Source organism: Paenibacillus ihuae, assembly GCF_001368795.1.
GTDB lineage: Bacteria > Bacillota > Bacilli > Paenibacillales > Paenibacillaceae > Paenibacillus_AQ > Paenibacillus_AQ ihuae.
Genome location: NZ_LN831198.1, coordinates 1,104,038 through 1,128,435, shown reverse-complemented (window position 1 = coordinate 1,128,435; position 24,398 = coordinate 1,104,038). Strand labels below are relative to the sequence as shown.

At 51.7% G+C, this 24,398-nt stretch carries 19 protein-coding genes and 2 pseudogenes; 4 read left to right on the top strand and 17 right to left on the bottom strand.

Features of this window, described 5'->3' with window-relative positions:
• From AQR02_RS04990 to AQR02_RS04980, 3 genes and pseudogenes are all read right to left on the bottom strand, one after another.
• A pseudogene (locus AQR02_RS04990) lies at positions 1 to 411 on the bottom strand (UDP-glucose--hexose-1-phosphate uridylyltransferase); the annotation flags it as partial.
• Positions 412 to 450: 39 nt separating this feature from the next.
• Positions 451 to 1,437 carry a UDP-glucose 4-epimerase GalE gene (galE, locus tag AQR02_RS04985; RefSeq protein ID WP_054939635.1) on the bottom strand — a complete coding sequence of 329 codons (987 nt, stop codon included), beginning with the start codon at positions 1,435 to 1,437 and terminating at the stop codon, positions 451 to 453.
• Position 1,438: 1 nt separating this feature from the next.
• Positions 1,439 to 2,617, bottom strand: a complete 1,179-nt coding sequence (locus tag AQR02_RS04980) for a galactokinase (RefSeq protein ID WP_054939634.1) — start codon at positions 2,615 to 2,617, stop codon at positions 1,439 to 1,441.
• A gap of 235 nt (positions 2,618 to 2,852) precedes the next feature.
• Here AQR02_RS04980 and AQR02_RS04975 point away from each other — a divergent pair, with 235 nt between their 5' ends.
• On the top strand, positions 2,853 to 3,710 hold the full coding sequence (locus AQR02_RS04975) for an AraC family transcriptional regulator (protein ID WP_054939633.1): 858 nt from the start codon (positions 2,853 to 2,855) through the stop codon (positions 3,708 to 3,710).
• A 188-nt stretch (positions 3,711 to 3,898) separates the two neighbouring features.
• Here AQR02_RS04975 and mgrA read toward each other — a convergent pair whose 3' ends face one another.
• The 4 genes from mgrA to AQR02_RS04955 all read right to left on the bottom strand — a co-directional run bounded on the left by mgrA (position 3,899) and on the right by AQR02_RS04955 (position 7,304).
• Positions 3,899 to 4,903: an L-glyceraldehyde 3-phosphate reductase gene (gene mgrA, locus AQR02_RS04970; RefSeq protein WP_054939632.1), complete on the bottom strand. Its 1,005-nt coding sequence runs from the start codon at positions 4,901 to 4,903 to the stop codon at positions 3,899 to 3,901.
• Positions 4,904 to 4,994: 91 nt separating this feature from the next.
• A complete protein-coding gene (locus AQR02_RS04965; protein WP_054939631.1) occupies positions 4,995 to 5,732 on the bottom strand; it encodes an NAD-dependent protein deacylase in 738 nt (245 codons plus the stop codon).
• Positions 5,733 to 5,762: 30 nt separating this feature from the next.
• A complete protein-coding gene (locus tag AQR02_RS04960) occupies positions 5,763 to 6,527 on the bottom strand; it encodes an HAD family hydrolase (RefSeq protein ID WP_054939630.1) in 765 nt (254 codons plus the stop codon).
• A gap of 27 nt (positions 6,528 to 6,554) precedes the next feature.
• Positions 6,555 to 7,304: an alpha/beta hydrolase gene (locus tag AQR02_RS04955; protein WP_245237134.1), complete on the bottom strand. Its 750-nt coding sequence runs from the start codon at positions 7,302 to 7,304 to the stop codon at positions 6,555 to 6,557.
• A gap of 188 nt (positions 7,305 to 7,492) precedes the next feature.
• Between AQR02_RS04955 and AQR02_RS04950 the strand changes: the two genes are divergently transcribed.
• Positions 7,493 to 8,533, top strand: a complete 1,041-nt coding sequence (locus AQR02_RS04950; RefSeq protein ID WP_054939628.1) for an acyltransferase family protein — start codon at positions 7,493 to 7,495, stop codon at positions 8,531 to 8,533.
• A 591-nt stretch (positions 8,534 to 9,124) separates the two neighbouring features.
• Positions 9,125 to 10,810 carry a dihydroxy-acid dehydratase gene (gene ilvD, locus AQR02_RS04940; protein ID WP_054939626.1) on the top strand — a complete coding sequence of 562 codons (1,686 nt, stop codon included), beginning with the start codon at positions 9,125 to 9,127 and terminating at the stop codon, positions 10,808 to 10,810.
• A gap of 131 nt (positions 10,811 to 10,941) precedes the next feature.
• On the opposite strand, the gene AQR02_RS04935 is transcribed toward ilvD, so the two are convergent.
• The 3 genes from AQR02_RS04935 to AQR02_RS04925 all read right to left on the bottom strand — a co-directional run bounded on the left by AQR02_RS04935 (position 10,942) and on the right by AQR02_RS04925 (position 14,522).
• Positions 10,942 to 11,808: a GNAT family N-acetyltransferase gene (locus AQR02_RS04935; RefSeq protein ID WP_054939625.1), complete on the bottom strand. Its 867-nt coding sequence runs from the start codon at positions 11,806 to 11,808 to the stop codon at positions 10,942 to 10,944.
• A 7-nt stretch (positions 11,809 to 11,815) separates the two neighbouring features.
• The gene (locus tag AQR02_RS04930) at positions 11,816 to 12,808 is read right to left on the bottom strand and encodes a phosphotransferase (protein WP_054939624.1); all 993 of its coding nucleotides are present in this window, start codon (positions 12,806 to 12,808) and stop codon (positions 11,816 to 11,818) included.
• Between the two features lie 334 nt (positions 12,809 to 13,142).
• Positions 13,143 to 14,522: a polysaccharide deacetylase family protein gene (locus AQR02_RS04925; protein ID WP_054939623.1), complete on the bottom strand. Its 1,380-nt coding sequence runs from the start codon at positions 14,520 to 14,522 to the stop codon at positions 13,143 to 13,145.
• A gap of 297 nt (positions 14,523 to 14,819) precedes the next feature.
• Between AQR02_RS04925 and AQR02_RS04920 the strand changes: the two genes are divergently transcribed.
• A complete protein-coding gene (locus tag AQR02_RS04920; protein ID WP_054939622.1) occupies positions 14,820 to 16,016 on the top strand; it encodes an AI-2E family transporter in 1,197 nt (398 codons plus the stop codon).
• Here the strand turns inward: AQR02_RS04920 and AQR02_RS04915 are convergent.
• The 7 genes and pseudogenes from AQR02_RS04915 to AQR02_RS33580 all read right to left on the bottom strand — a co-directional run.
• On the bottom strand, positions 15,977 to 17,716 hold the full coding sequence (locus AQR02_RS04915; protein WP_245237133.1) for a peptidoglycan D,D-transpeptidase FtsI family protein: 1,740 nt from the start codon (positions 17,714 to 17,716) through the stop codon (positions 15,977 to 15,979). The two genes, AQR02_RS04920 and AQR02_RS04915, sit on opposite strands and share 40 nt — an antisense overlap.
• A 200-nt stretch (positions 17,717 to 17,916) precedes the next feature.
• Positions 17,917 to 19,983, bottom strand: coding sequence for a methyl-accepting chemotaxis protein (locus AQR02_RS04910; protein WP_148449063.1), 2,067 nt, complete (start codon positions 19,981 to 19,983; stop codon positions 17,917 to 17,919).
• 47 nt (positions 19,984 to 20,030) lie between these two features.
• On the bottom strand, positions 20,031 to 20,990 hold the full coding sequence (locus tag AQR02_RS04905; protein ID WP_054939619.1) for an acetylxylan esterase: 960 nt from the start codon (positions 20,988 to 20,990) through the stop codon (positions 20,031 to 20,033).
• Between the two features lie 134 nt (positions 20,991 to 21,124).
• A complete protein-coding gene (locus AQR02_RS04900; RefSeq protein ID WP_054939618.1) occupies positions 21,125 to 22,147 on the bottom strand; it encodes a glycoside hydrolase family 130 protein in 1,023 nt (340 codons plus the stop codon).
• A gap of 70 nt (positions 22,148 to 22,217) precedes the next feature.
• Positions 22,218 to 23,051 (bottom strand): carbohydrate ABC transporter permease, encoded by an 834-nt coding sequence (locus tag AQR02_RS04895; RefSeq protein WP_054939617.1) that lies wholly within the window; start codon positions 23,049 to 23,051, stop codon positions 22,218 to 22,220.
• Between the two features lie 3 nt (positions 23,052 to 23,054).
• On the bottom strand, positions 23,055 to 23,936 hold the full coding sequence (locus AQR02_RS04890) for a carbohydrate ABC transporter permease (RefSeq protein WP_054939616.1): 882 nt from the start codon (positions 23,934 to 23,936) through the stop codon (positions 23,055 to 23,057).
• 121 nt (positions 23,937 to 24,057) lie between these two features.
• A pseudogene (locus AQR02_RS33580) lies at positions 24,058 to 24,398 on the bottom strand (carbohydrate ABC transporter substrate-binding protein); the annotation flags it as partial.

The following is a 24,398-nucleotide window of genomic DNA, read 5'->3' as shown; positions in this document are numbered from 1 at the left end:
ATAGTTGGAATCGATGCTCAGCTTGTAGAAGCGGTCTGTAGCCGCAGTTATGCCCTGCTTGGCAGTAAGACTGTAGAACTCGGCGTTCACCTCCGAAGGCCGGGCCATCAGCAGTCCCATGATTTTGGCATCCAGCAGATCGCGGTACGTATCGGTGTTCTCCGGAATTAGCTCGGTTTCGAAGCCGTAATCAATCAGCACATCAAGCGGCGCCTGCGGGCTGGTCAGCGGAGCTTCGTTGAACTCCAGAGCATAAGGCTCGCTGAATCCGAACTGGTCGAGCAGTTCATTGCGGCTGTAATCGATATCCGCCGGCTGGATCAGCTGGTGGTGCGATGCGAACAGGACAAGCTGTTCGATCGCATACAGGGCCTGCTGTGCGGCGGGAGCGGCATGGTTATCGTTAGGCATGTTAATTCTCCTTCATGTGGGTCTAGCGTAATCTGTGTATTATTCTCCGTAACCCTGCGGGTTCGCAGAATGCCAGTTCCAGGCGCTCTGAATGATATCTTCGATGTCTGCACGCTGCGGATTCCAGCCGAGTACCGAACGCGCTTTGGCCGAGGAAGCTACCAGCACCGCCGGGTCACCGGCGCGTCGTTCCTGGACAACAACCGGAATATCCCGGCCTGTCACCTTCTTGGCAGCTTCAATCACTTGCTTCACTGAGAAGCCTAGACCGTTACCAAGGTTGAAAATATTGCTGGCGCTGCCGCTGCGCAGATAGGTTACCGCGCGGATATGGGCATCAGCCAGGTCGCTGACATGGATGTAGTCGCGTACGCAGGTTCCGTCCTCCGTCGGATAGTCATCTCCGAAGACAGCAATACTCTCGCGCTGGCCAAGTGCTGTTTGCAGTACCAGTGGAACCAGATGGCTCTCCGGACGGTGGTCTTCGCCGATTTTGCCGCTGTTATGTGCGCCGGCAGCGTTAAAGTAGCGGAGTGCAACATATTTGATGCCGAGTACTTTGTCGAACCAGGCCATCATGCGTTCCATGGTCAGCTTGGTTTCACCGTATACATTCGCCGGCTCTGTGCGGTCGCTTTCCTCAATTGGCACCTTTTCCGGTTCGCCGTAGGTCGCCGCAGTCGAGGAGAAGACAATTTTGTCCACACCGGCATGCTGCATGGCTTCCAGCAGACATTGGGTGCCGTACACATTGTTATCGTAGTATTTAACCGGGTCCTTCATGCTCTCGCCGACCAGCGAGCTGGCGGCAAAATGAATTACCGCTTCAATCTTGTTCTCGGAGAACAGCTTCGCCAGCAGCGCCTTATCGCGCAGATCGCCCTCATACAGCTTGCCGCCCAGCAGCGCCTCACGGTGACCTGTCAGCAGATTGTCGATCACTACAACTTCCTCACCCCGGTCCAGCAGCTCCGCCACTGTATGAGATCCGATATACCCTGCTCCGCCTGTTACTAGAATCGCCATCTTATTTCACTCCTTCTAGTTCTTCTACACCGTTGCCGATGCCGCATACATAGAATTCGCCGGTAAGACCGGTTCTTGCTGTATAAGCTTCGCCTACTTCACGGATAAAGCGTTCCACATCATCTTCATGTACCAGCGATACGGTACATCCGCCGAACCCTGCACCGGTCATCCGGGAACCAAGCGTGCCGGGAATACGCTGTGCTTCTTCAACCATAACATCCAGCTCCTCGCAGCTCACTTCATACAGATCGCGGAGCGAAGTGTGGGAGTCGTTCATGAACAAGCCGAACTGCTTCAGGTCATTGTTCTTCAGCACCTCCACAGAGTCAAGCACACGCTGGTTCTCTTCCACAACATGGCGGGCACGGCGTCTGACGGTTTCGTCCGCAATTTTATCCTGATGGAGCTCGAATTGCTCAGGTTTAAGTTCTGCCAGGTAGGACAGGGAAGGCACTTCCTGCTTGAGGATGGCCAGCGCTTCATCACATTGGCTGCGGCGCTCGTTGTACTTGGAATCTACAAGGCCTCTCTTCTTGTTCGTATTGCCGATTACCAGCTTATAAGCGCCTGTTGCAAATGGCACCAGGCTGTATTCCAGCGTGTCGCACATCAGGAGAATAGCGTGGTCGCGTTTGCCGTTGGCTACTGCGAACTGATCCATGATCCCCGAGTTGACACCCACGTACTGATTCTCTGCACGCTGGGACAACAGGGCAATCTCTACAGTATCCGTATCTCCGCCCAGCAGCGACAGGAAGGCATAACCGGTTACGACTTCGATGGAAGCCGAGGAGGAAAGGCCGGAGCCGTTCGGAATATCGCCGTGGAATAGCAGATCGTAGCCGCCGGAGAGCGGAAGATCCTTCTTCGCCAGCTCCACAAGGACACCGACTGGATAATCCACCCATTCACCGGTTTTGGCTTTGCCAATTTCACTGTAGTCGATAGTAGCTTCATAAGGGAAGTTCGTGGAAGCGAACCGAACCTTACCGTCGGTGCGCGGACGCACGATCAGGGTAGTGCCGAAGTCCAGTGCTGCCGGGAACACGTAACCTCCGTTGTAATCCAGATGCTCTCCGATAAGATTCACACGGCCCGGAGCATAAAATACCCGCGCCTCCTCGGTGCTTTCGCCGTACTTCTCGATAAATTTGCTGTTAAGTTCCTGTATGCTCATTAATGCCACTCCATCCTTTCGCTGTTTTCACTTGGCTTGCTGGAATATTAATGCGTTCTTTATGCTTACATTATAATAAAATCAGACTTGCCCTGATAATGCAATCATGTGTGTAATGTATGGATAAATGTGACTTCGCACGTTATACTTTGTAAGGGCCGGATAAACGGCATTCTCCCCCTCCGCCCGCATATAGGGCATTGATAGCGTTAACTAAAGGAAAGGATCTGTCAGTGTGGAACATACCTATTCCGTAGGCTCAAACCCCGTTTACTATGATAAACAGAATTTGCATGTCCTGTTTGCCGGCGAAAGCCAGACCCTGCCGGTACATCAGGCCGGTCCGAAGATCTACGATTATTATCTGCTCCATTTCATCGAATCCGGCTTCGGCCACTTTACTACCGAGCACCGCAAATACGCGCTGGGCCCGGGAGACTGCTTCCTGATCCATCCGGGTCAGCTCGTCAGCTACGTCTCGGATCAGCAGCAGCCCTGGCGTTACCGCTGGGCGGCATTTACCGGCGCAGATGCGGATGAGCTTGTGCTGCAGGCCGGCTTTTCACCGCAGCAGCCGGTGCTTACTACCGCAGAAGGCACGGTGATTCCCGGAGCTGTAGCGGGAATGATGCAATCCTTCTATGCCAATAAGGAGAGCGCCCATCTCACTTCACTCGGTTATCTGTATCTGATTATCGGGGAAGCTGCTGAACGCCACCTCTCCTCCTCGCGGCTGGCGGGGGCGGAATCGCAGGTCAAACGTACAGTAAAGCAAATGATCCACTACATGGCTTCCCAGTATGCCCATCCGGTGTCCATTGAGCAAATGTGCGGCAGTCTGGGCTATAACCGCGCCTACCTGTCGCGGATTTTCAAGCAGGAGACCGGCCTGTCGCCTGTAACCTACCTGCTCAAGCTGCGTATTGAGAAGTCACGCCAGCTGCTGCGCGAGCGTCCGGAGCTGTCGGTCGAACAGGTTGCCGCTTCTGTCGGCCTGACCGATGCGCTGTACTTCTCGCGCCAGTTCAAGCGTTTCTGCAGCCAATCCCCGACATCCTACCGCCTGGCCACTGCGAGGCATAGTGAGAAATAGACCTTTACAATCTTGGACTTAGCCCGGATAAAGTGGCCGTTTCCCTTGTTTTTCTGCGAGCCTTATCTTTATTTAGAGCAACAGCCCGTTTCCTTCTCAGGAACGGGCTGCCCGGGGTTACCCCGCTGTACTTATGTGTACTCTATACAACTAAGTTGATTATCTAATTATTGAAATGGGTCAGACCGTCAGGCTTCACTCTCAGTTTTAAGAATCGTTTCCATCCGGTCCAGTTCTTCCTGCGAGAATTCTGCGTGAGACAAGGCAGCGATATTCTCTTCAATCTGGGCCACCCGGCTGGCACCGATCAGCGCCGAGGTCACTTTACCGCCGCGGAGCGTCCACTGAAGCGCAAGCTGCGCCAGACTCTGTCCGCGTGAGACGGCCAGCTGATTGAGTGCGCGGATTTTGCGCTGCACCTCCGGCGTGATCCGGCTTTCACTCAGCGCGGTGGACGGGCCGGCGGCTCTGGAGTCCTCGGGAATCCCGTTCATGTATTTATTCGTCAACAGCCCCTGGGCCAGCGGGGTGAATGCGATACTGCCGACCCCGTTCTCTTCCAGCACCTGCTGCAGGCCGCCTTCAATCCAGCGGTCGAGCATAGAGTATCTAGGTTGATGAATCAGCAGCGGTGTGCCCAGCCCGTTCAGAATCCGGATGGCCTCCAGGGTCTGCTCCGCCGTATAGTTGGATATTCCAACATAGAGCGCTTTCCCGGTACGCACGGCATGATCAAGGGCTCCCATTGTCTCTTCTAGCGGGGTGTGCGGATCCGGACGGTGCGAATAAAAAATATCGACAAAATCCAGCCCCAGCCGCTTCAGGCTCTGATCCAGGCTGGACAGCATATATTTTCGTGAGCCCCAGTCACCGTAAGGACCCGGCCACATATAATATCCCGCCTTTGTAGAGATCACCATTTCATCACGGTAGGCGGAAAGATCACGGGCAAGTACCTTGCCGAATAGCTCCTCTGCCGAACCGGCAGGCGGACCATAGTTATTGGCCAGATCAAAATGGGTAATGCCGAGATCAAACGAGCGTGTAATCATTTCCCGGCCGTTCTCATAGGCATCGATCCCGCCGAAGTTATGCCACAGTCCCAGTGATATGGCCGGAAGCTTGAGGCCCGATCTGCCCGAGCGGTTGTAACGCATAATTTCATACCGTTCATCGCTAGCCACATATACCATTGCTGATCCCTGCCTCTCGTTTCCTCTGTTGCTGCATTACCCTATTTTAAACCGTACGCCTCCATTGTAATCTCACAACCTAGAAAACCGTTCAAAGCAGCTTTTGAATTCTCCCCATAACCTCACCTATCCGATCTGTTATGATCAGATCAGCATGATGGTCGTAGGGAGTCGGCTCGCCGTTCAGCAGGACCGTATGCCGTCCGTGGAAATAGGTGACGAGACTGGCTGCCGGCTGCACGGTAAGCGAGGTTCCGCCGATGATCAGCAGATCAGCAGCGGCTATTGCCGCGATGGAGCCTAACAGCACATCATGATCCAACTCTTCCTCATACAGCACTACATCGGGCTTAATGATGCCGCCGCATTCGGGGCAGCGGGGCACCCGCTCAGCCGACTCTATGATCTGATCCAGATCGTAGAACCGGCTGCAGCTCATGCAATGATTACGGTGTATCGAACCGTGCAGCTCGAATACTGTGCGGCTTCCTGCAAGCTGATGCAGCCCGTCGATATTCTGGGTGATTACCGCCTTCAGCCTGCCTTGGCGCTCCAGCTCAGCCAGCAGCAGGTGGGCACCGTTCGGGGGTGCCTCCGGGTGGATCATTTTGCTGCGGTAGAAATCAAAAAAAACGTCCGGTGAGGACATAAAAAATCTGCGGCTTAGCATCACTTCAGGCGGATACGGGGAGTTATGCTCAGTCTGATATAAGCCCGCTGCGGAGCGGAAATCCGGAATCCCGCTTTCGGTAGAGGTGCCTGCCCCTCCGAAAAATACAATGTTGCCGCTATCCTTGATCCAGGAAACCAGTGTCTGCAATTGATCCATGGTCTACACGCATCCTTTCTAAGCAAGAGTTCAACATGTAAGGCGAAGCTGATGATAACCGGCAATTACAGTGTCAGCATCCAGTAAATGACCGGCGGATCCCTCCGGGGAAATCCCGATGGATAGGCGCAGGCCGGCACCTTTACCGAGCTGCATATCTGCATTACTGTCGCCGATGATGACTGTATACTCCGGCGGAATTCCAAGCTCACGGCAAGCCGTTTCAGCCATTTCAGGAGCCGGCTTGCCGCGGCTAACCCGGTCCCTTGTTACAATAGTATGAAAGTATCCGGTAATACCCATCCACTCCAGCTGCTCGCCAGTCGTCCCGGAGCCGTCCGAAGTGACGACTCCAAGCTTTAAGGAGGCGGCGGCACATTGCTGCAGGAACGGCAGCAGTTCCGGCAAAGGTGCTGCAATGCGGCGGGTCCGCAGTTCGTTCATCGCCTCTTTGGCAATGGCCGTGACCCTCATTACCGCCTCGTTCCAGGGAACCCCGGCGCTGTACAGATGCCAGGCCAGAATGCCGTATGTCTCCTCGGCGGTAGCCATGGAGAGCGGCCCGGCAGGATCGTAGCCAATCACCCGGCCGGAAGCATCATGCCGGGTGCCGAGCACCCCGGACAGATCGCCGCTGAAGCCGTCTCCAATCAGCGCCAGCTGATTGCCCAGCCCCTGCAGGACCAGTTCCGCCCAGGTTCCCCAGGTTGCAAGCAGATCCAGCAGCGTGCCGTCCTTGTCGAATAAAATGGCTTGGCAGGGTACAGATAAATCATTCACATGCAGCAGCGGCATGCTCCGCCTCCTCTCTCACGTTACGTGCTAACGAAGATTGCCCAGCCAATCCAGCATCGCCCGCGCTGTGCGGTTCTGCTGCTCTTCTTCGGTAATCTCCGCTTGCCCGTCACCCTTCTGGGGACCATAGCTTCCGAACTGGGCGTGATTACCGCCAGTGACGGAGTAATATACCGTATTGCCCGGCAAATAAGCCCGGCCTTCATTGTAATTGTCTCTGTCGACTACCTTATCCTCCGTTCCAAGCACAGATAAGACTGACAGCGTAGTATCTTTGAGGTTGCCTTTCTCGTCCGGATAAGAGGCCAGGAAAAACACGCCTTCCAGCTGATCCGCATGTCCGGCAGCATAACGCGACGCCATTACACCGCCCAGAGAATGGCCGCCCAGCACAAAGGTCTGCCGGGGATGCACACGGATCATTTCATCTGCGGCATCTCCCTTAATGACCGCCAGATTGAGCGGCATTTTGGCTATGTAAAACGGATGCCCTGCGGCAGCGATTTTGTGGGCCAGCGGCGCATAAGCCTCGGCCTCAACCAGTGCGCCGGGATAGAAAATCACTGCCGTACCCGATATTACCGATGGTTCAAACGAAATCCAGTTATCATTCTGTTCTACAGTTACTCCTCCTGCGGAGATCAGCGCAGACTCGGCATTCTCAGCAGGGGCATAAGGGGTCAAATATCTCCACAGCAGAAGTCCCGCTATAACCAGAAGCACTGCAAGTGAAAGGAGGACTCTTCGTCTGGATATTAATTTCTTCAATAGTTTCACTCCCGTGTACTGCATACAGAAAATTATAGAGTAATCAAAGAAATCAAACAACCTTCAACAGATCGCCACAATTAATCTGCCTGATAGCGCTTTCCATTGTGATTGAATTCACAATATCAAAACCTGAAATCATGTATTTTAAAATTAAATTAATTTATTTTTATAGATCAACTTTTGGGGGTTAGGTTATGGTAAGGGAAAATCCGCTGGAGGCGCGTGGGGAAACCTTTTTTCTCAACCTGCGTTTCATGCTTATCATCACTGTATTTGCCGGCAATGCTATCGAACCTCTAATCACCAGAATGAATGGCATGCACGGGCTGTATATGTGGATCTTCAGTTTTCATATGCCGCTGTTCGTGCTTGTTACCGGATATTTCGCGAAGCAGAGCCTGAACGGGGCCGCAGGCCGTAAAGTACTGCTTCAGATCGGCATGCAGTACCTGATTTTCCAGAGCCTGTATTCTGCGCTGGATGTTTCCCTCTTTCATGTAAACGGCATACATCATTCTATATTCGCACCTTATCTGCTCTTATGGTTCCTGGCCAGTCATGCCTGCTGGCGTCTGCTGATGCTCGGTATGGGCAAGTGGTCCAAAACCGCTCAAATCGCCTTCGCCGTAGCTGCGGGAGTTGCTGTCGGATATTTACAGGTTGACGGAGTATGGTTCAGCATCAGCCGCACGTTTGTATATTTGCCGTATTTCGTAATCGGCTATCATTTTTCCTTCGCCGCCTTCGCCAAGCTGTACCAGAAATATATTAAGGCCGCAGCAGCCGCAGCCTCCCTTCTAGTCCTTGCTGTTCTGGCTGTATCGGGTCCGGATATTCCGCTCGGCTGGCTGTATGGCAACATGACTTATATGCAGCTTGGAGCGGAGGTATGGTACGCAGGTGTGTACCGCCTGGCGCTGTACGCTGTGCAGATCACTGCTTCGCTTGCCTTTCTGGGACTCGTACCTTACGGGCTGAGCCGGATGACCGACTGGGGCCGCCGTACGCTGTACGTCTTCCTGCTTCACGGCCTTGTGGTCCGTCTTGCCGCTGCTTCCGGAATCTATGACTATATCGGCAATGCTGCAGGGGCCGCTATTGTACTGCTTACTGCCGTACTCTTCACCGTTCTGCTGGCCCAGCCGGCCGTCAAACGGCTGCTTCACCCGCTGGTTGAACCGTCTGTGAACTGGATGATCACGCTGCAGCGCGCCGCCCTGCGCCGTACCCCCTGACAATACCGGGCTAATCCTGCCCCGTTCAATAAATGAACGCCCTGCTTCAGGAGTGAGTATCCGCTCACGAAGCAGGGCGTTATTGTAATTTCAGGCCGGAGATTCTCCGACCTGATCCATTGTATATTTAACCCTCGTTATAAAGGGATATAAGTTGAACATTGGAATTACATTCAAAAGATCATTTATTACAATATTCCTGTAACAAATTCCAGGAAGCTTCGAGCTTTTAAATAATGTTCCTTCTTCCCCCCCCTTACCCGCCGGACGAATCCTGCTTCCAGCATTCCGCTGCCCGGTTCCCCCGGTGCGACAAACTTCACATTGTCCGGTAGAAAAAATAGGCCTTTTGTGATAGACTCTCTTATAACAAAGCTGGCTGCTTCCTCCAGCAGGATCATCCAGCTTTGTTTACTACAATGCCTTGTTTTTTATAGAAACGGCTCCGCCCTCCTTCTGTTAACCGAAGCTGGACCCCGTTCTTTCTATAAACCGCAGATACGCATATTTCGGGATTGCAATGCGTTAATGCGACACTATATTCGTTCTGCAATTTTTAGACTACCAAACAATCAGGAGGGAATTTTCATTATGGCAGCCAAGAAAATGCGTTCAGACATGATTAAAAAAGGCTTTGACCGGGCTCCGCACCGCAGTCTGCTGCGTGCCGCCGGAGTAAAAGAGGAGGATTTCGGCAAACCGTTTATCGCGGTCTGCAACTCCTATATTGATATTGTACCGGGTCATGTGCATCTGCAGGAATTCGGCAAAATCGTCAAGGAAGCCATCCGCGAAGCCGGCGGCGTGCCGTTTGAATTCAACACGATCGGCGTAGATGACGGTATCGCTATGGGCCACATCGGGATGCGTTATTCCCTGCCAAGCCGCGAGATCATCGCCGATGCTCTGGAAACCGTTGTTTCCGCGCACTGGTTCGACGGTATGGTCTGTATTCCTAACTGTGATAAAATCACCCCGGGCATGATGATGGGCGCCCTGCGTGTCAACATCCCGACCATCTTCGTCAGCGGCGGACCTATGAAGGCCGGCGTAGACAGCAAAGGCAAAAAGCTTTCCCTTACTTCTGTATTCGAAGGCGTAGGCGCGCATCAGGTCGGTAAGATCAATGATGCTGAACTGCTGGAATTAGAACAATTCGGCTGCCCTACCTGCGGCTCCTGCTCCGGTATGTTTACCGCGAACTCCATGAACTGCCTGGCCGAAGCTATGGGCCTCGCCCTTCCGGGCAATGGCACCATCCTGGCCGTTGCTGAAGAACGCAGAGACTTCGTCCGCAAATCAGCGACCCAGCTGATGGAGCTGATCAAGCTGGATCTTAAACCGCGCGACATCGTAACCAAGGAATCGCTGGACAACGCCTTTGCCCTTGATATGGCGATGGGCGGCTCCACAAACACCGTGCTTCATACCCTGGCACTGGCACAGGAAGCTGAGATCGACTACCCGCTGGAACGTATCAACGAAGTTGCTAACCGTGTACCTTATCTGGCCAAGCTCGCTCCAGCGTCCGATATCTTCATCGAAGACGTCGACCGTGCAGGCGGCGTAAGCGCCGTGCTAAATGAACTGCTCAAGAAACCGGGAGCTATCTACGGCGACTGCATGACCGTTACCGGCAAGACACTGGCCGAGAATGTCCGGGGGCACGAGATTCTGGACACGACCGTTATCCATCCGCTGGACAAGCCGTACTCCGAGGTTGGCGGTTTGGCCGTGCTGTACGGCAACCTCGCACCGGAAGGCTCGATCATCAAGGTCGGTGCTGTTGACGCCTCGGTAGGCGGTTATCATAAAGGCCCTGCGATCTGCTTCGATTCACAGGAAACTGCACTGGAAGGCATCGCCAATGGCAAGGTTAAAGAAGGCCATGTCGTGGTTATACGTTACGAAGGTCCTAAGGGCGGACCCGGCATGCCGGAAATGCTCGCTCCTACTTCCCAGATCGTCGGTATGGGTCTCGGCGCCAAAGTCGGTCTGATCACTGACGGACGTTTCTCCGGCGCATCCCGCGGGATCAGCATCGGTCACATCTCCCCGGAAGCAGCAGAAGGCGGCCCGATCGCTTTCGTTGAGGACGGCGATATCATCGAGCTGGATCTTATCAACCGCAAGATCGAGCTGCTGGTTGATGAGGAAACCCTGGCCATCCGCCGCTCCGGCTGGAAAGGCTTTGAGCCTAAGGTCAAAAAAGGCTACCTGGCCCGTTATTCCGCACTCGTTACCAATGCAAGCAAAGGCGGCGTGCTGAAGATCTAATTCTTCTGACCTCGCATATGAAGAGTCCCGGACGCGTGATGCGTCCGGGACTCTTTTTTAGTTTGCCCGCCGGAAAATGCAAATGCGACATATTTTCTAAGGTAGGAGAAGGTTCTGTCCGCATCATTCTGCTATTCAAATTTTAACTGGAGCGAATCACAAATTGGCATATAGCCTATCTTTTGATAAATGCTATTAGATATGGGATTTGCTAAGTCCGTATATAAGACGCACTTCGTAAATCCTTTATCCAATGCAAGTTGGCTTATTTGCGCCACAATCGAAGTAGCGTAACCCTTCCTGCGCTCATATGGAGGAGTATATACAAATGCCACGCCAATAGCCGTCTGCATTACCCTCGTATATCCTGCCATAGAAACGGGGATCCCGTTGTCCTCTAAAATATAGATTTTTTTCGATGCTATTCGGTATAGGTAAGGATCTGCATCTTGCGGGATGGACATTTCTGTTCTGCCATAACTCCCCGCTGCATAAAATGCTTCAGCCCAGTATGGGAAAAAGTGAATATCCTTTTCATCTAGCAATCGAACAATGCCAACCTTTTGAAGGTCTGGGGTTACTGCTGTAAGTTCATATATACGCTGGCTCATTGTTGTTGTAGAAGTTATTCCCTTGCGCAAGGTATATTCTTTGGCAAAATACTCTGCCAAGGTTTTTTCGGTTGTCACACCTGGAATTTCATGGTCTTTCAGCCCATCTATCAGACAGTTTATAGCTTCCGGGTTAATTATGTTGTCTGTTGCATAAAGCGTAAGATTGTGTGGCGGTGTCATTACGGCGGTAAGCTGTATGCCCTTAGCATCCGAAATAGTTGCCATAAGCCAATTTACAGGGTCACGCCAGTCAGTTTTGTCTTTTCCTTCATGCCCAATTATGATATTGCCAAGAGGAATCAAATTTTGTGCTTCATGACGCATCAGCACTTCATAGGTATCCATGTAAAACTCATGCACATCCGTATACAACTTAAATTGCATTACAATATCACCCTTTCATCTGCTCAACGATAGAATGAACCTCGCACCAATTCCGCAGAAACTGCAGGTTAGTATCAAAATAATGATCATTTTGCCAACCGCCACCCCAAACCTGTGAGTTGCCGGTGTGGAGACCCATCAACCATATTTCCCGGATCGCTACAAACAAAGGGATCGCCTTAAGATCGGATTCAGTTAAACCTTTGTGCTTTTGGTATGATTGTAGGAAAACATCCCACATCTCATTGTTAAAATGCTCCTTCTCTCTCCCTCTAACCTTTGCCCATAAAAAAACAGAAATATCATAGGATCTCCAACCAAAGCCTCCGCAGTCAAAATCGAACTGAGTTAAGGAATTCTCATGAAAGTGTACATTGCCTCCATGAAGATCGCCATGACAGACACCCCATTCCAACTCTGAGGAGATATCATTTATTCGGTTCGTCAATAAATTAGACAACGAGTCCAGAAAGTCCAAGTCCTCAGGCCTGTGGGCTAATGCAAGCCGAATTAATTGAACAGGCTGCTTTAGCAGATGGTTCAAATCAATCGCAAACCTTTCATGCTCGCATTCGAAATCATCCATAGCCAAATGCATCATTGCTACTTGTTCACCAAATAAATCACAGCTCTCTTTTTTATCGGAATATCCGCCTTCCGCATACGTAAACAGGACCGCGAAGCGTAGTCCCTCAGCTGCATCAATTTCTGTAATATACTCGCCATCCCTTTTGACCACTGGTCCAGATACAGGGATTTCCTTCCTGGCCAAGTGATTCAGCATCTCAACTTCGAAAGCGATGTCATGTATACTTCGCCATTTCACTTTATAGATTCGTAGTATGTATTTCCCTGTAGAGGTCTTCAATGAATAAGTATCATTAAGCCCGTTCGAGAGAAAACGGCATTCTATGACGTCCCCGATCTCATAAAGATCATTTAGCGCAGGTACTAGTGCTTCGGAAGAAAAAACAGAATGATAAACAGGCAGTTTTAGCATATATTTCTCCTTTCAATAGTTCGTTTATCCGCCATATAAAAATCCACCATTTCCACTATCAGGTTCAATGAAGCATCCCATTCGAATTATTAATTTACCTTTATCTGTAATTTCAATATTCGACCAATAATATCCTTTTTTTCCGCTAAACTAACCTCCCTCTTTGAGGAATGATCAAAATGAAAAAGACAGAGGCTCAAGGAGCCGCTGTCTTGTATCTGTCTTTATATGAGGTTCAAGCAGTTTTTGAAATTATAATGGCATACAATTTTACATATTGAAGTTATCTCGATGGAGTTAAGTTACCGGAATTAATTCGCAAACACTCAGGCAGCTAGTTTACAACCGTTACTCCCGGCAGCTCAGCTTCCAGGGACAGCTCTTCTTCGCGAATCCGTTCACGGCTCTTCACCTGTTTTTGCGGGAGCTGCTTGTTCATCTGGTCGAGCAGCTGCGATACCGGCATCAGCATCATCTTCGGCACGAGAACCTCGCTGCGGACTTTCAGCCGCGCTCCCCCTGCCGGATGAATAACACTCAGCAGGATGCTCAAATAGAACTTGGTCGAACGGGCAAACCAGCCGTCCGGCAGGTCAAGCACCATGAATCCGAATTTCTCCGGACCACGGTTGAGCATGCTTACCCCGTAAAGCGCTTTAGCTTCAGCCAGGTCAACATCCTCGGCAATTCTTTCGGCAAGGACCGGCAGATCCTTCTCCATGCGGCGGATCATGCGGATCGCGAGCTGTGCCGATGACCGGGAATGCACACCCAGCTCAAACAGCTGCCTGTTATCGATATGGAGCTCAATAATCTTGTCGCCTTTTACCAGACGTTCACCGTTATCCATCTGTACCGGATCCCCTTGATACTTGCGCAGCCGGTAATGAAGGAACGGATCAGCCGGAGCAATGGTCTTAATGCGGAACATAAACTGAAAACATTGCTCCCAGACCAGCCATAATCCGACGACCAGCCGTTTGCTGAAGGAGAGCTGCTGAATTGGTGATTTCTGCACCTGCTCAATCATTTCATCAACCCGGATACTGCGGAGCCCCCGTTTCCTAGCCTCTTCCAGCATCCGCTCCAGTGCAATCAGCATATGCTCAGGAGCTTTGGGGTCGGCCCCGAGGGTTGTGCCGCAATCATGCAGCAGCATGACTTCACCCGGGCCCAGCTTGGTGATCAGCTTTTCGGTCAGCCGTTCTGCGCCAAGCTTCTCTTTCCAGTCGCCGAACATGGCCGACCACAAGACAATCTGCACCTGACTGCGCTTGGAGAAGTCGAACAGGTTGACGATCCCCCAGGGTGGACGGTAATAGGTACTCCGCTCACCGGTAATACTGTAAATAATGTCACCCGTACGTTTAATTTGCTGTTTGACGGTTGCAGGCCGCATCAGCCAATTCGTCTTGTGCACATAGTTATGAATACCGATGAGATGTCCCTCATCATACATACGCTTAATAATCTCCGGATTCTGCTCCGCATGGGCCCCAACGACAAAGAAGGTAGCCTTCGCATCATACTCCTTGAGAAGATCCAGCAATTGCGGTGTATAGCGCGGGTCCGGACCATCATCAAAAGTCAGGGCAAATTCGGTTCGCTTGATGCCTTTGCGAAATACGCGATAGCCGAAAATCCTGCTGATCATTCCGGGAATGAACGCATAGAAGGAAGAAATATAAAATAACCAGAGCAGCAAAGTCTGCATGTAAATTCCCCGCTTTTCCAGAGTTGACTTTGGCTCGTCTTACGTCTGCAAGCAGATATTAGGGTACGGCCAAGTAGTGTGAACGAAGTCTCGCGGTTTTTTAGCGGGCAGAAGCCCCACAAAAAACGTTACCCCCTATTTTAACACAGCTGCCAAAGAAAAAGACGCATTTTTATTAAAATCGTGTACAATGAATGGAAGGTAATTTTGTCATTTTCTCTAAAAAGAAACGCATTGATATGCAGCAACGTAAAAACAGCTAAATTATGCTATTTGAAAAAGGAGTCGTGTTCATCTATGCTGCCGCTGTACAAAAAATATTGGCGAACATTCTTCGATATCGGGCTGGTCGTGCTGACGGTGTATCTTGTGATGCTCGTATTCAGTAAGCTATACGAATTGGCTGCACCGGTATTCCTGTCTTTTTTTGTTTTCCTGCTGATTGAGCCGCTGGCCAGGTTCCTTAACCGGAAAGGAATGGCCAAACCCTTCGCTTCTGCCCTTTCTGTCCTGCTCTTCCTGGTCATTCTGCTTGGTATCCTGTTCGGTGCCGGGCTCCTTGTGGCAACACAGGCGCTGCAATTTCAGGATAACCTTCCCAGATATACCGTGATCGTGCAGCAGCACTTCACAGAAGCTACTACCTATCTCCAACAAAAAATCGATGCACTGCCGGCAGACCTGACCGCCAAAATAAACGGCTATTTCACCGACGCCACCAACATCCTTTCAGAATGGTTGATCGTTTTCTTTAAATATATGATCGGAGTGCTCGGTTCCTTCTCTTCCTTTATGGGGAATTTCGGCATTGCCATCATATTGGCGTTCTTCCTCAGCATGGAGATTAAGGACTGGCGTAAAATTGCCCATGATAAAATGCCCAAAACGTTCAAAACAGCTTACGCTTTTGTCCAGGGAAATGTATTCAAAGCGATTGGCTCCTATTTGAAGGCCCAGCTGATCCTGATCAGCATCACCTTCGTTATCGTCCTGGTCGGACTGTTCATTCTTGGAAGCGGAAATGAAATCACCATGGCGCTGGTCTGTGCCGTGTTTGATGTGCTGCCGCTGCTGGGCGTGTCCACTATTCTGATCCCCTGGATTGTCTATCTGTTTATCGTCGGCAACACTTCGCTTGCCATCGGCCTGTTAATACTGCTCGCTGTAGTACTTATTGTCAGACAGCTGCTGGAACCGAAAATCACCGGTAATTCCATCGGCGTATCCTCTGCTTTTCTAATGCTTGCATTTGTGATTTTCTCCATGTCAGCCTTCGGCGTTGCCGGGCTGATTCTATCGCCTATCCTGCTCATTCTGATCAAAGAGCTGATCCAGCAGGGGTATTTACAGCGCTGGATCTACCTGCCCCAGGAAGAATTCATTGTGTCACCGTTCGCGGCTTCTGAACCTTCGACTGCCGGAGGGGCCGTATCTGGTGAATCATCCGCCGGGACTCAGGCTCCGGAAGATTCGGACAGCAAATCAAAGATCTGACCGAACAGCTTAGTCGCGGCATGAGCGCTGCCGGGGGCCACATTCTCCACCGCAACCGAGACCGCATAGCGGGGATGGTCCACCGGACCGTATCCGATAAACCACTGGTTGTTGCGGGGAACCCCCTTCACCATCGTCTGCGCAGTGCCTGATTTGCCGGCCACCGGCCATTTACTGGTCTGCAGCCGCTTCCCTGTTCCTTCAGTGACCACCAGACGCATCCATGAGAGCAGCAGTTTGGACGTGTTTGCCGAGATTGCTCCAGCAGAGGCCGGAGCCAGATGTCCCGGCAGATTCTGCAGCGTCTGACCGTTCTTGAACGCTACCCGCTGCAGAATCCGCGGCGCTCTAACCTCGCCGCCATGCAGCAGCGTAACGACCAGGTTCGCCGCCTGGAGCGGCGTTACCGTTACATCGCGCTGCCCTATGGCTGTCTGCACTCTTGCTCCCGTATCGTCGGGCAGCAGTGTGCTGAAGATCGTCCCCGGCTGCTCACCAGCCAGCGGCCGGAGCATCGGCTGGCCCAGCGTATTCTCCGCCTGCCAGCCGATATCCCTCCCCAGGCCGAGCGCCAGCGCCGCCGCCTGGAGCTGGGCTCCGCTTAGCCGCTCAGCCAGCGCTGCAAAAACCGTATTACAGGACACGGCAAATCCTTGCGCCAGCGTAAGAGGGCCGTGTCCTTTGCCATGGGGACAGGACAAACCGTATTTGCCGAATTGCCCGGAGCAATAGAACTTTTCCTCCGGGGAAGTCACTCCTGCCTCCAGGGCGGCTGCAGCCGTCACAACCTTAAAGATCGAGCCGGGAACCGCCGCCTGCAGCGCCCGATTGTTCCATTCGCCCCCTTCAGGCGAAATTTTTGCCGGATCGTAAAAAGGCAGCGACACCATCGCCTCGATATCCCCGGTTCGGCTGTCCAGTACGACTACCGCCCCTTCCTTTACACCCGCTTCCTCTGTCAGCCGTTCTATTCCCTCCTGAAGTCCTTTATCTATAGTCGTATACACAGACAGTGGATAATACGGGTTGCCGGGGGCTCTGACTTTGATCTCGCTGCCAGAAAGCCTGTTTCCGCGCGCATCCACCTGCGCATACGCCTCCGTATGGCCTACACCCTGCAGCAGCGGCTCTAGCGTCCTCTCCAGTCCGTCTGTTCCGGCCAAAGGAACTCTAAGCCCGGTGGGTGATTCCTTCGCTGCCGCCGGTGAAACCTCAGACAAATAGCCCAGCCACTGGCGGCCTGTAACGGCATTCCCGTATCTGCGGGTAAAAGGCAGTGCCCGGACCCCGTCGATGCCAAGCCTCTCCACTTCCTCAGCCTGCGCTGGAGACAGCGCTTTGGGAGTTTTGCCGCCGGAGACAGGCCAGAGCAGCGGTTCCTTAAGCCCGGTGATCCGGCTCTCCAGGTCCCCGTAAGTAACCTCCAGAACTGTGGCCAGACGCTGCAACGCCTGGCCGTCCGCCGCTCCCCCACGCTCCTTCTGCGGAAAAAACGCTGCGGTCCATACCGTCTCCCCGGCAAGCGGCTTCCCGCTGCGGTCATAGAGGCGTCCCCGGCCGCTGTCGAGTATGGTCTCCCGTTCACTTTGTATTTCGGCCATCTGGGCCAGCGTGTACTCCGCTCCCGGAACCACCCGGTCCTTCAGCAGCAATTGAACCCAGGCAAGCCTGAGAATCAGTATCCCAATGAAAGCCGACATAATCACCAGGCTCCAGAATATGCGTTTATGTATAAGCTTATGCAATGCCATTCCTCCTGAATTTACGGGTACATATGCCGGTCAAGACTCATGGCATTTATTATGCCCACCTTACTGAATAATTACATGGATATAATGCATGAATGTAAAAAAGCCGCCCTGTCCCGAAGGAAAGAGCGGCCAGTATTCTTTAATTAGAGCTACATTCTAAATTTAGACAATCGTTCTTTAAGGATCAGCGAGGCATTCTCCAGCTTAGAGGACAGCTCGACCAGATGATCACTTACATTCTGCTGCTCACCACTGAGTGAAGCAACCTCCTCAGAGGCTGCTGAGGATTCCTCGGCAAAGGAGCTGACATTACTAATCGTTTCTGACAGCACCCTCTGTGACTGGTCCAATCCCTCAATGGAATCCGACACAGAATCAAGCTTGTTGATGAATCGATCCATCTGTCCTTGTACAGACACGAAGATTTCGCTCGTATCCTGCACAGAAGCCCTCTGCTCCTGGAAGAGCGGCGCCACTTCCGACAGTGCGGTTACGGTCTCATTCATATCCTTCATAATGGTATCGGTAATTTCGGCAACCATGGCGATGGAGCGTTTGGACTGCTCGGCAAGCTGGCGGATTTCGTCCGCCACGACCATGAAGCCGCTTCCTGCTTCACCTGCCCGCGCAGCTTCAATTGTTGCGTTGAGTGATAATATATTGGTCTGCTGCGTAATGTTCTGCATCACCTCCAGAACCTTAATTACCGAGGAGGTCGTTTCCTTGAGCTCATTCACTTTCACAACAAGGCGGCCTGTCATCTCCCCTGTACCCTCTGTTCGGTCCAGCAGCTCCTGCAGCTTAACCATGCCTTCTTCACTGGATTGTCCAACACTATGCGCAGTACTGCTCATCTCATGCGCAGCGGCAATGACGCCACTCATCCGTCCGGAGATTTGCTCCGTCATTTCATTTCCCCGGTCTGCTTCCAGGGCTAAGCTGCCTGCGCCGCCGGCAATCTCCTCTGTTGCCGAGGCAATATCCTTCGCCGCTGAGGCGGTCTTGCGTGATGCGCTTCCCAGTGCATCGGCAGTCTCAAGCACTTCACGGGCTGTCTCATTCGTATGCACAACCAGCTCATTGATGCGTTCCATCATAATATTGAACGAACCGGACAACTGGCCGATCTCGTCCCGGGAAGTCACTTGGGTACGTACCCGCAGATCTCCCTCCGCACCATGAAACATCAGATTCTTAAGCCGGACCAGAGGACTTGAGACCATCCTTACCATCCAGAGACCGATTAGAACGGCAATAAGCGCTGCAGCAGCAACGGCAATGTACGTCGTATTCAGGATACGTCCTGCATCCTTGGTCAGATTCTCCGAAGGCACCACACCGAGCACTCTCCAGCCTGAACTCGCGAGTGTTCCATACACCGCCAGAATCGATTTGCCTTCTTCATCCTTGGTTGGCAAAGAGCCTGATGCTTGGCTTACCCCCTTGAACAGGGTTCCGCCAAGACGCAGATAAGAATCCGCCTCCTGATGCTGGGAAGTAGCAATCAACTCATCTTTGCCGGTCAGCAGCTGAATGTAGGAATCCTTCCCGAGACTGACCTTGCTGAGCTGACCTTCCAGTTCTGTCGTCCGGATATCGCAAATTGCCACATAGTCCGCCTTGCCGGACTCAATGGATACCGATTGGGCAAAACGGACGACACCATCACCTTCTCCCTGCTTCAAACCCTGAGTAATCCATAGACTCTGGGGCTTCTCCTGCAATTGCTTAAACCAGGCGTTCTCCCGGATTCCCTTCATAAAGGCGCTATCCGCAGTCCCTGCCGCAGAGGCAGAAAGACTCTCATTCCGCGGGACGAGATAAACCGCTTGTATATTGCCCGCCGCTTCCAGCCAGTTGTCCAGTTCAGCCTTGATCCGGCCGGCTTCGGCCTGGCGTTCCTCTTGGTCTGCACCAGATGCAGTACCGGATTCCACAGCCTGCCGAATAGTCTTGTTATAGAACAGCTCTCCCAGCCTGTCTTCAAAACGCAGCAAAATCACATCCAGCTTCTCTGCTGTCTGCTTCACCGTCTGCTCATTAGCCAACAGCGCATTGTTCTCAATCGTTTGTTTGGCTACGGAATAAGAAGTGTAGCCGAGTGACAGCACGATTCCCATCGTGGAAATGAAAAACACCAAAAAAAGCCGCATCCCTATCGACTTGGAGGGGCGCAGCCAGGTTAACCCTTTACTGCTTGCTCTTGATTTACTCAAAAAAACTCACCGCCAGATCCACATTATTCCTGTAAGGGGTAATCCCGTTACAAGGTCATGAACATCTGAAGCATCCGGTCTGCAAGATAAGGCAGATACTCATGACCGTATTCATGATATACCATTAGGTCTTTCGGTGCTGTGATTTTGTTGTACGTAGCGAATTGTGTCGAAGGCGGACAGATCGTATCCACAAGTCCGGTCACCCATAACACCTTGCCTTGGATCCGGTCTGCAAGATTCTGAATATCAATGTATCCGAGGCGGTTAAAAATCTCATCCTCCCGCAGATGATGCGGATCAAAGAAGCGGAAATAATAGTTAATTTCCTCATAAGCGGAGGTTGTAATATTCGCTTCCCAAGCCCGCTTGTAATCGGAGAGGAAGGGATAGACCGGCACAGCCACCGCAATGCGGGGCTCTAGAGAAGCGCAGGCTACTGTAAGTCCGCCTCCTTGTGACAGTCCGGATGCACCGACACGCGCAGGATCCACCTCCTGCATCGCCATCAGAATACGCGCCGTCTGTGCGGTATCAAGAAATACATTGCGGTAATACAGGTTGTCCGGATCAGGATCATCAATCCCCCGGATAATATGTCCGCGGATGGTTGTCCCCTGAACTGTCAGATTATCTTCGGACAGTCCGCCCTGGCCGCGGCAATCCATTGCCAGCACACTGAATCCGTGAGCGGCATAAGCAACCTTCTCCAGCCAGTCACCGCTGTCGCAGGAGTAACCGTGGAACATGACGACTCCGGGTCCTTTCTCGCCGTCCGCCTTCTTCGGTCTTACATATTTGCAATGCACTCTGGCTCCGCCTACGCCTCTAAAATACAGATGAAAACATTCAGCCAGCTCGCTCGTAAATTCGGCTGGTACCAGCTCATAATCCAGCGGCTGGGCATCCAGTTCATACAGCGCGCGTTCCCAGTACTGATCGAAATCAGCCGGCTTCGGGCTGATGCCTTTATAGGTTTGTAACTGGGGAAGGGATCGTTCGTTCATGATGATTCTCCTTAGGGTTGTTTTAGATTTGGTAAATAGGTGATGAAGCTTGGATTGAAACAGAACGAAAAACCCATTGTAAGTGGGTTTTCGCTCTGTGCAGCAACTCGGCTGCGGATAATAGCTATTCCGTCCTAGATCTTGCCGGGACCCGCGTCGTCGCCAACCTCTTCATGGGTTTCGATGACATAATTAACGATTTCCTGTACGGTGGTGTAAGCCACGCCTACATAGGTGTCAGCAGCGCCGTAGTAGATGGCGATACGGCCGGTTTCGGCGTCGGTTAGTGCTGCACAAGGGAACAGCACGTTGTTAACGAAGCCTCTTTCCTCATACCATTCTTCCGGTGTAAGCACGAAGTTTCTGGAGCGGTATTTTACTCTGGACGGCTCGTCCATATCGAGAATCACCGCCCCCATGCTGTAGACAAGGCCGTTGCAGGTTGTGGTTACGCCGTGATAGAACATCAGCCAGCCTTCGGTAGTCTCAATCGGTGCAGGGCCGCCGCCGATCTTCGTACTTTGCCACCAGCCTTGACCGCCTTTAGACATGACATGGCGGTGTTTGCCCCAATAGACGAAATCCGGGCTTTCGCTCAGAAATACGTCACCGAACGGAGTATGACCGCTGTCGCTCGGACGGGACAGCATCACAAAGTTGCCATTAAGCTTCTTAGGGAACAATACGCCATTACGGTTGAACGGCAGGAACGGATTTTCCAGGCTAACGAACGTTTTGAAATCCTGGGTTTTGGCTACCCCGATGGCTGCACCGTAGAAATCTGTACACCAGATGATATAATAAGTATCCTCAACTTTTACAAGACGGGGATCATAGGCATAACGCGGTGCGTACGGCTTGCCTTCTTCGTCGGTAAACTGAATCGGTTCGTCGTCGATTTTCCAATCCAGGCCGTTGGCGCTATGGCCCATCCGAAGGTGAGGGCGGGTCGTATTATCCTCTACGCGGAATACGCCGAGGAAGCTGCCTTCATAGGCAATTACGGCGCTGTTAAAGATCCGGGCAACGCCTTTGGCCGGATTACGTTTGATGACCGGGTTGTCATTATGTCTCCACACCGGATTGTCATTTCCTGCCGGTCTGTCCTGCCAGGGAATGTTCGGCAGATGATTGCCGATTAGCTGTACTTCTTTCATAGTAGTTAAGCTCCTCTCAAAATAGGGCAGCCTGCGCTGCGGTGAATTTCACCTAATCAAATAACCAGCTTTATTTTACCGAGCCTTGTGCAAAGCCGTTATAGATGTACTTTTGCAAGGCGATGAAGGCAATCAGCGTCGGAATAATCGCAATCATAATCGCGGCACAGATAACCTCCCACTGCGAGCCGTAAGGCCCTTTAAATTTGAACAGTGCGGTGGAAACGACCTGGAGACTGCTTTTTGGCATATACAGGAAGGGCGTGTAAAAGTCATTGTAGATGTTGACACCCTTCACGATAATGACCGTGACAATCGCAGGACTCAGCAGCGGCAAAATAATTCTCCAGTAAATCGTCCAGTACGATGCACCGTCCAGCATGGCCGATTCATCCAGCGACTCGGAAATTGAATCCAGGAACTGCATGAAAATATAAACCGCGATAATGTCGGTACCGAGATACATCAGGATCGGCGCCCAGCGCGTATTGAACAAATCCAGCGAGTTGATGATCTGGAAGGTAGCGACCTGGGTGGTTACACCCGGAATCAGCGTTGCCAGCAGAAAAGCGCCCATCAGCAGCTTGCTGCCTTTGAATTTGAAGCGGGCCAGAATATAGGCCATCATTGATCCGGTCAGCGTAGCTCCGGCAATGGAAATAAGCACGATGATAATGGTGTTCATGAAGCCGAGCAGCATATTGCCGTCGACAAAAGCCTTGGTATAGTTGCTGAAATTCAGCCAGTTCTCCGGCAGGGTAAGCGGGCCGGTACTGGCGTACTCCGCATTGGTTTTGAGCGATGCGAAAAAGACGACCATAATCGGAATCAGTGCGGCGAGCGCGCCTAAGACTAAGGTAAGATATTTGAAGAAAGAAGCTGCGCTGTATTTAAAAGTATGCATATCTTACTTCTCCTCCTTAATCAGCACACGCTGCAGAATAGTCACGATAACAACGATACCCAGCAGCACCACAGCCATCGCCGAAGCAAGACCCAGCTTGCTGTATTTGAAGGCCACATCAACGGTCTGAATGACAAACGTACCGCTGCCATTAGAGCCGCCGGTCATGACGTACGGAATTTCGAACACACCGATCGCTCCGCTTACCGCGAGGATCAGATTGAGCTGCAGAATTTTTTTGATACTTGGAATGATGATATGTCTGAACTGGTGCCAGCGGTTGGCGCCGTCAATTTCCGAAGCCTCATAAATATCACTGCCGATCGAAGAAATCGCTCCAAGGAAAATAATGAAGTTCATCCCCATATATCTCCAGACCGAAGCAAAGGCGAGGGAAATATTAATCAGATGCGGATTCAGCAGCCATTTCTGCTGCCAGGCTCCAAGTCCGACCAGGTCAAGCAGTGTATTGAGCGTACCCTCCGGCTTGAAGAAGAACAGGAAGATGAAGCCGATAGCCACCCCGTTGAGCAGCGTCGGGAAGAACAGAATTCCTTTGAACCAGTTCTTCAGACGAACATTAAAGCTCAGGATGGTCGCAAAATACAGGGCCAGCCCCATTTGTACAAACGTTGCAAAGAAATAATACAGACTGACCTTAAATACGGCAAAATACTCCGGTTTGGTAAAGATCGTCTTGTAGTTGTCGAACCCCACATACTCCATGTTTTTGCTGAAGCCGTCCCAGCTTGTGAAGCTGTACTGGAACATTTTGAATACGGGTAAATATGAGAACGTCAACAGCAGCACTACCGGAACTAACGAGAATAAAAAAATGATCAAAATCCGCTGATTTTTATAGCTCAAGTTGGACAATCTCTCCACACCTCCTAAGAACACATCCTAATAACTCCAAACCCTGTCCAAGTCCCGCAAAAGTGAAGGGGAAAATGCGCTTTGGCATCTCCCCGTTCTCTTGAATCTGTCATCACTCTGCGTTTAAAAATCACTTAGCAGCAGTAACCTTAGCTCTTGCCGCTTTCCATTTGTCGTTCAGGTCTTTCATGATATCGTCATAGGAATCCTTGCGGTTGCCGATTGCAGCTTCGATAATAACTTTCTTGAAGTCAGGCTGCCAGAGACCGATTTCTGCTTCTTTATCAATTGCATCCACCCAGCCTTCTTCACCGGCTTTTGCGGGTGCAAGGGTGTCGAACGTTACGTCTGTACCTTCAAATTGCTTAAGAATTTCCGGAAGCTCAGCGCCTTTAACCGGGCTCATACCGCCGCCTTCAGTGGTCGGGTAGCCGGATTCGTTGATGAACCAGTCCACCCATGCTCTTGCCG

What these genes read in the sequence shown, in the direction of transcription:
- ilvD (WP_054939626.1), top strand. Translation starts at nt 9,125, where the DNA reads ATGGCAGCCAAGAAAATGCGTTCAGACATGATTAAAAAAGGCTTTGAC.
- AQR02_RS04925 (WP_054939623.1), bottom strand. Translation starts at nt 14,522, where the DNA reads ATGCAGACTTTGCTGCTCTGGTTATTTTATATTTCTTCCTTCTATGCG.
- AQR02_RS04915 (WP_245237133.1), bottom strand. Translation starts at nt 17,716, where the DNA reads ATGTCGGCTTTCATTGGGATACTGATTCTCAGGCTTGCCTGGGTTCAA.
- mgrA (WP_054939632.1), bottom strand. Translation starts at nt 4,903, where the DNA reads ATGGTATATGTGGCTAGCGATGAACGGTATGAAATTATGCGTTACAAC.
- AQR02_RS04920 (WP_054939622.1), top strand. Translation starts at nt 14,820, where the DNA reads ATGCTGCCGCTGTACAAAAAATATTGGCGAACATTCTTCGATATCGGG.
- AQR02_RS04900 (WP_054939618.1), bottom strand. Translation starts at nt 22,147, where the DNA reads ATGAAAGAAGTACAGCTAATCGGCAATCATCTGCCGAACATTCCCTGG.
- AQR02_RS04960 (WP_054939630.1), bottom strand. Translation starts at nt 6,527, where the DNA reads ATGCCGCTGCTGCATGTGAATGATTTATCTGTACCCTGCCAAGCCATT.
- AQR02_RS04965 (WP_054939631.1), bottom strand. Translation starts at nt 5,732, where the DNA reads ATGGATCAATTGCAGACACTGGTTTCCTGGATCAAGGATAGCGGCAAC.
- AQR02_RS04930 (WP_054939624.1), bottom strand. Translation starts at nt 12,808, where the DNA reads ATGCTAAAACTGCCTGTTTATCATTCTGTTTTTTCTTCCGAAGCACTA.
- AQR02_RS04905 (WP_054939619.1), bottom strand. Translation starts at nt 20,990, where the DNA reads ATGAACGAACGATCCCTTCCCCAGTTACAAACCTATAAAGGCATCAGC.
- AQR02_RS04950 (WP_054939628.1), top strand. Translation starts at nt 7,493, where the DNA reads ATGGTAAGGGAAAATCCGCTGGAGGCGCGTGGGGAAACCTTTTTTCTC.
- AQR02_RS04895 (WP_054939617.1), bottom strand. Translation starts at nt 23,051, where the DNA reads ATGCATACTTTTAAATACAGCGCAGCTTCTTTCTTCAAATATCTTACC.
- AQR02_RS04980 (WP_054939634.1), bottom strand. Translation starts at nt 2,617, where the DNA reads ATGAGCATACAGGAACTTAACAGCAAATTTATCGAGAAGTACGGCGAA.
- galE (WP_054939635.1), bottom strand. Translation starts at nt 1,437, where the DNA reads ATGGCGATTCTAGTAACAGGCGGAGCAGGGTATATCGGATCTCATACA.
- AQR02_RS04935 (WP_054939625.1), bottom strand. Translation starts at nt 11,808, where the DNA reads ATGCAATTTAAGTTGTATACGGATGTGCATGAGTTTTACATGGATACC.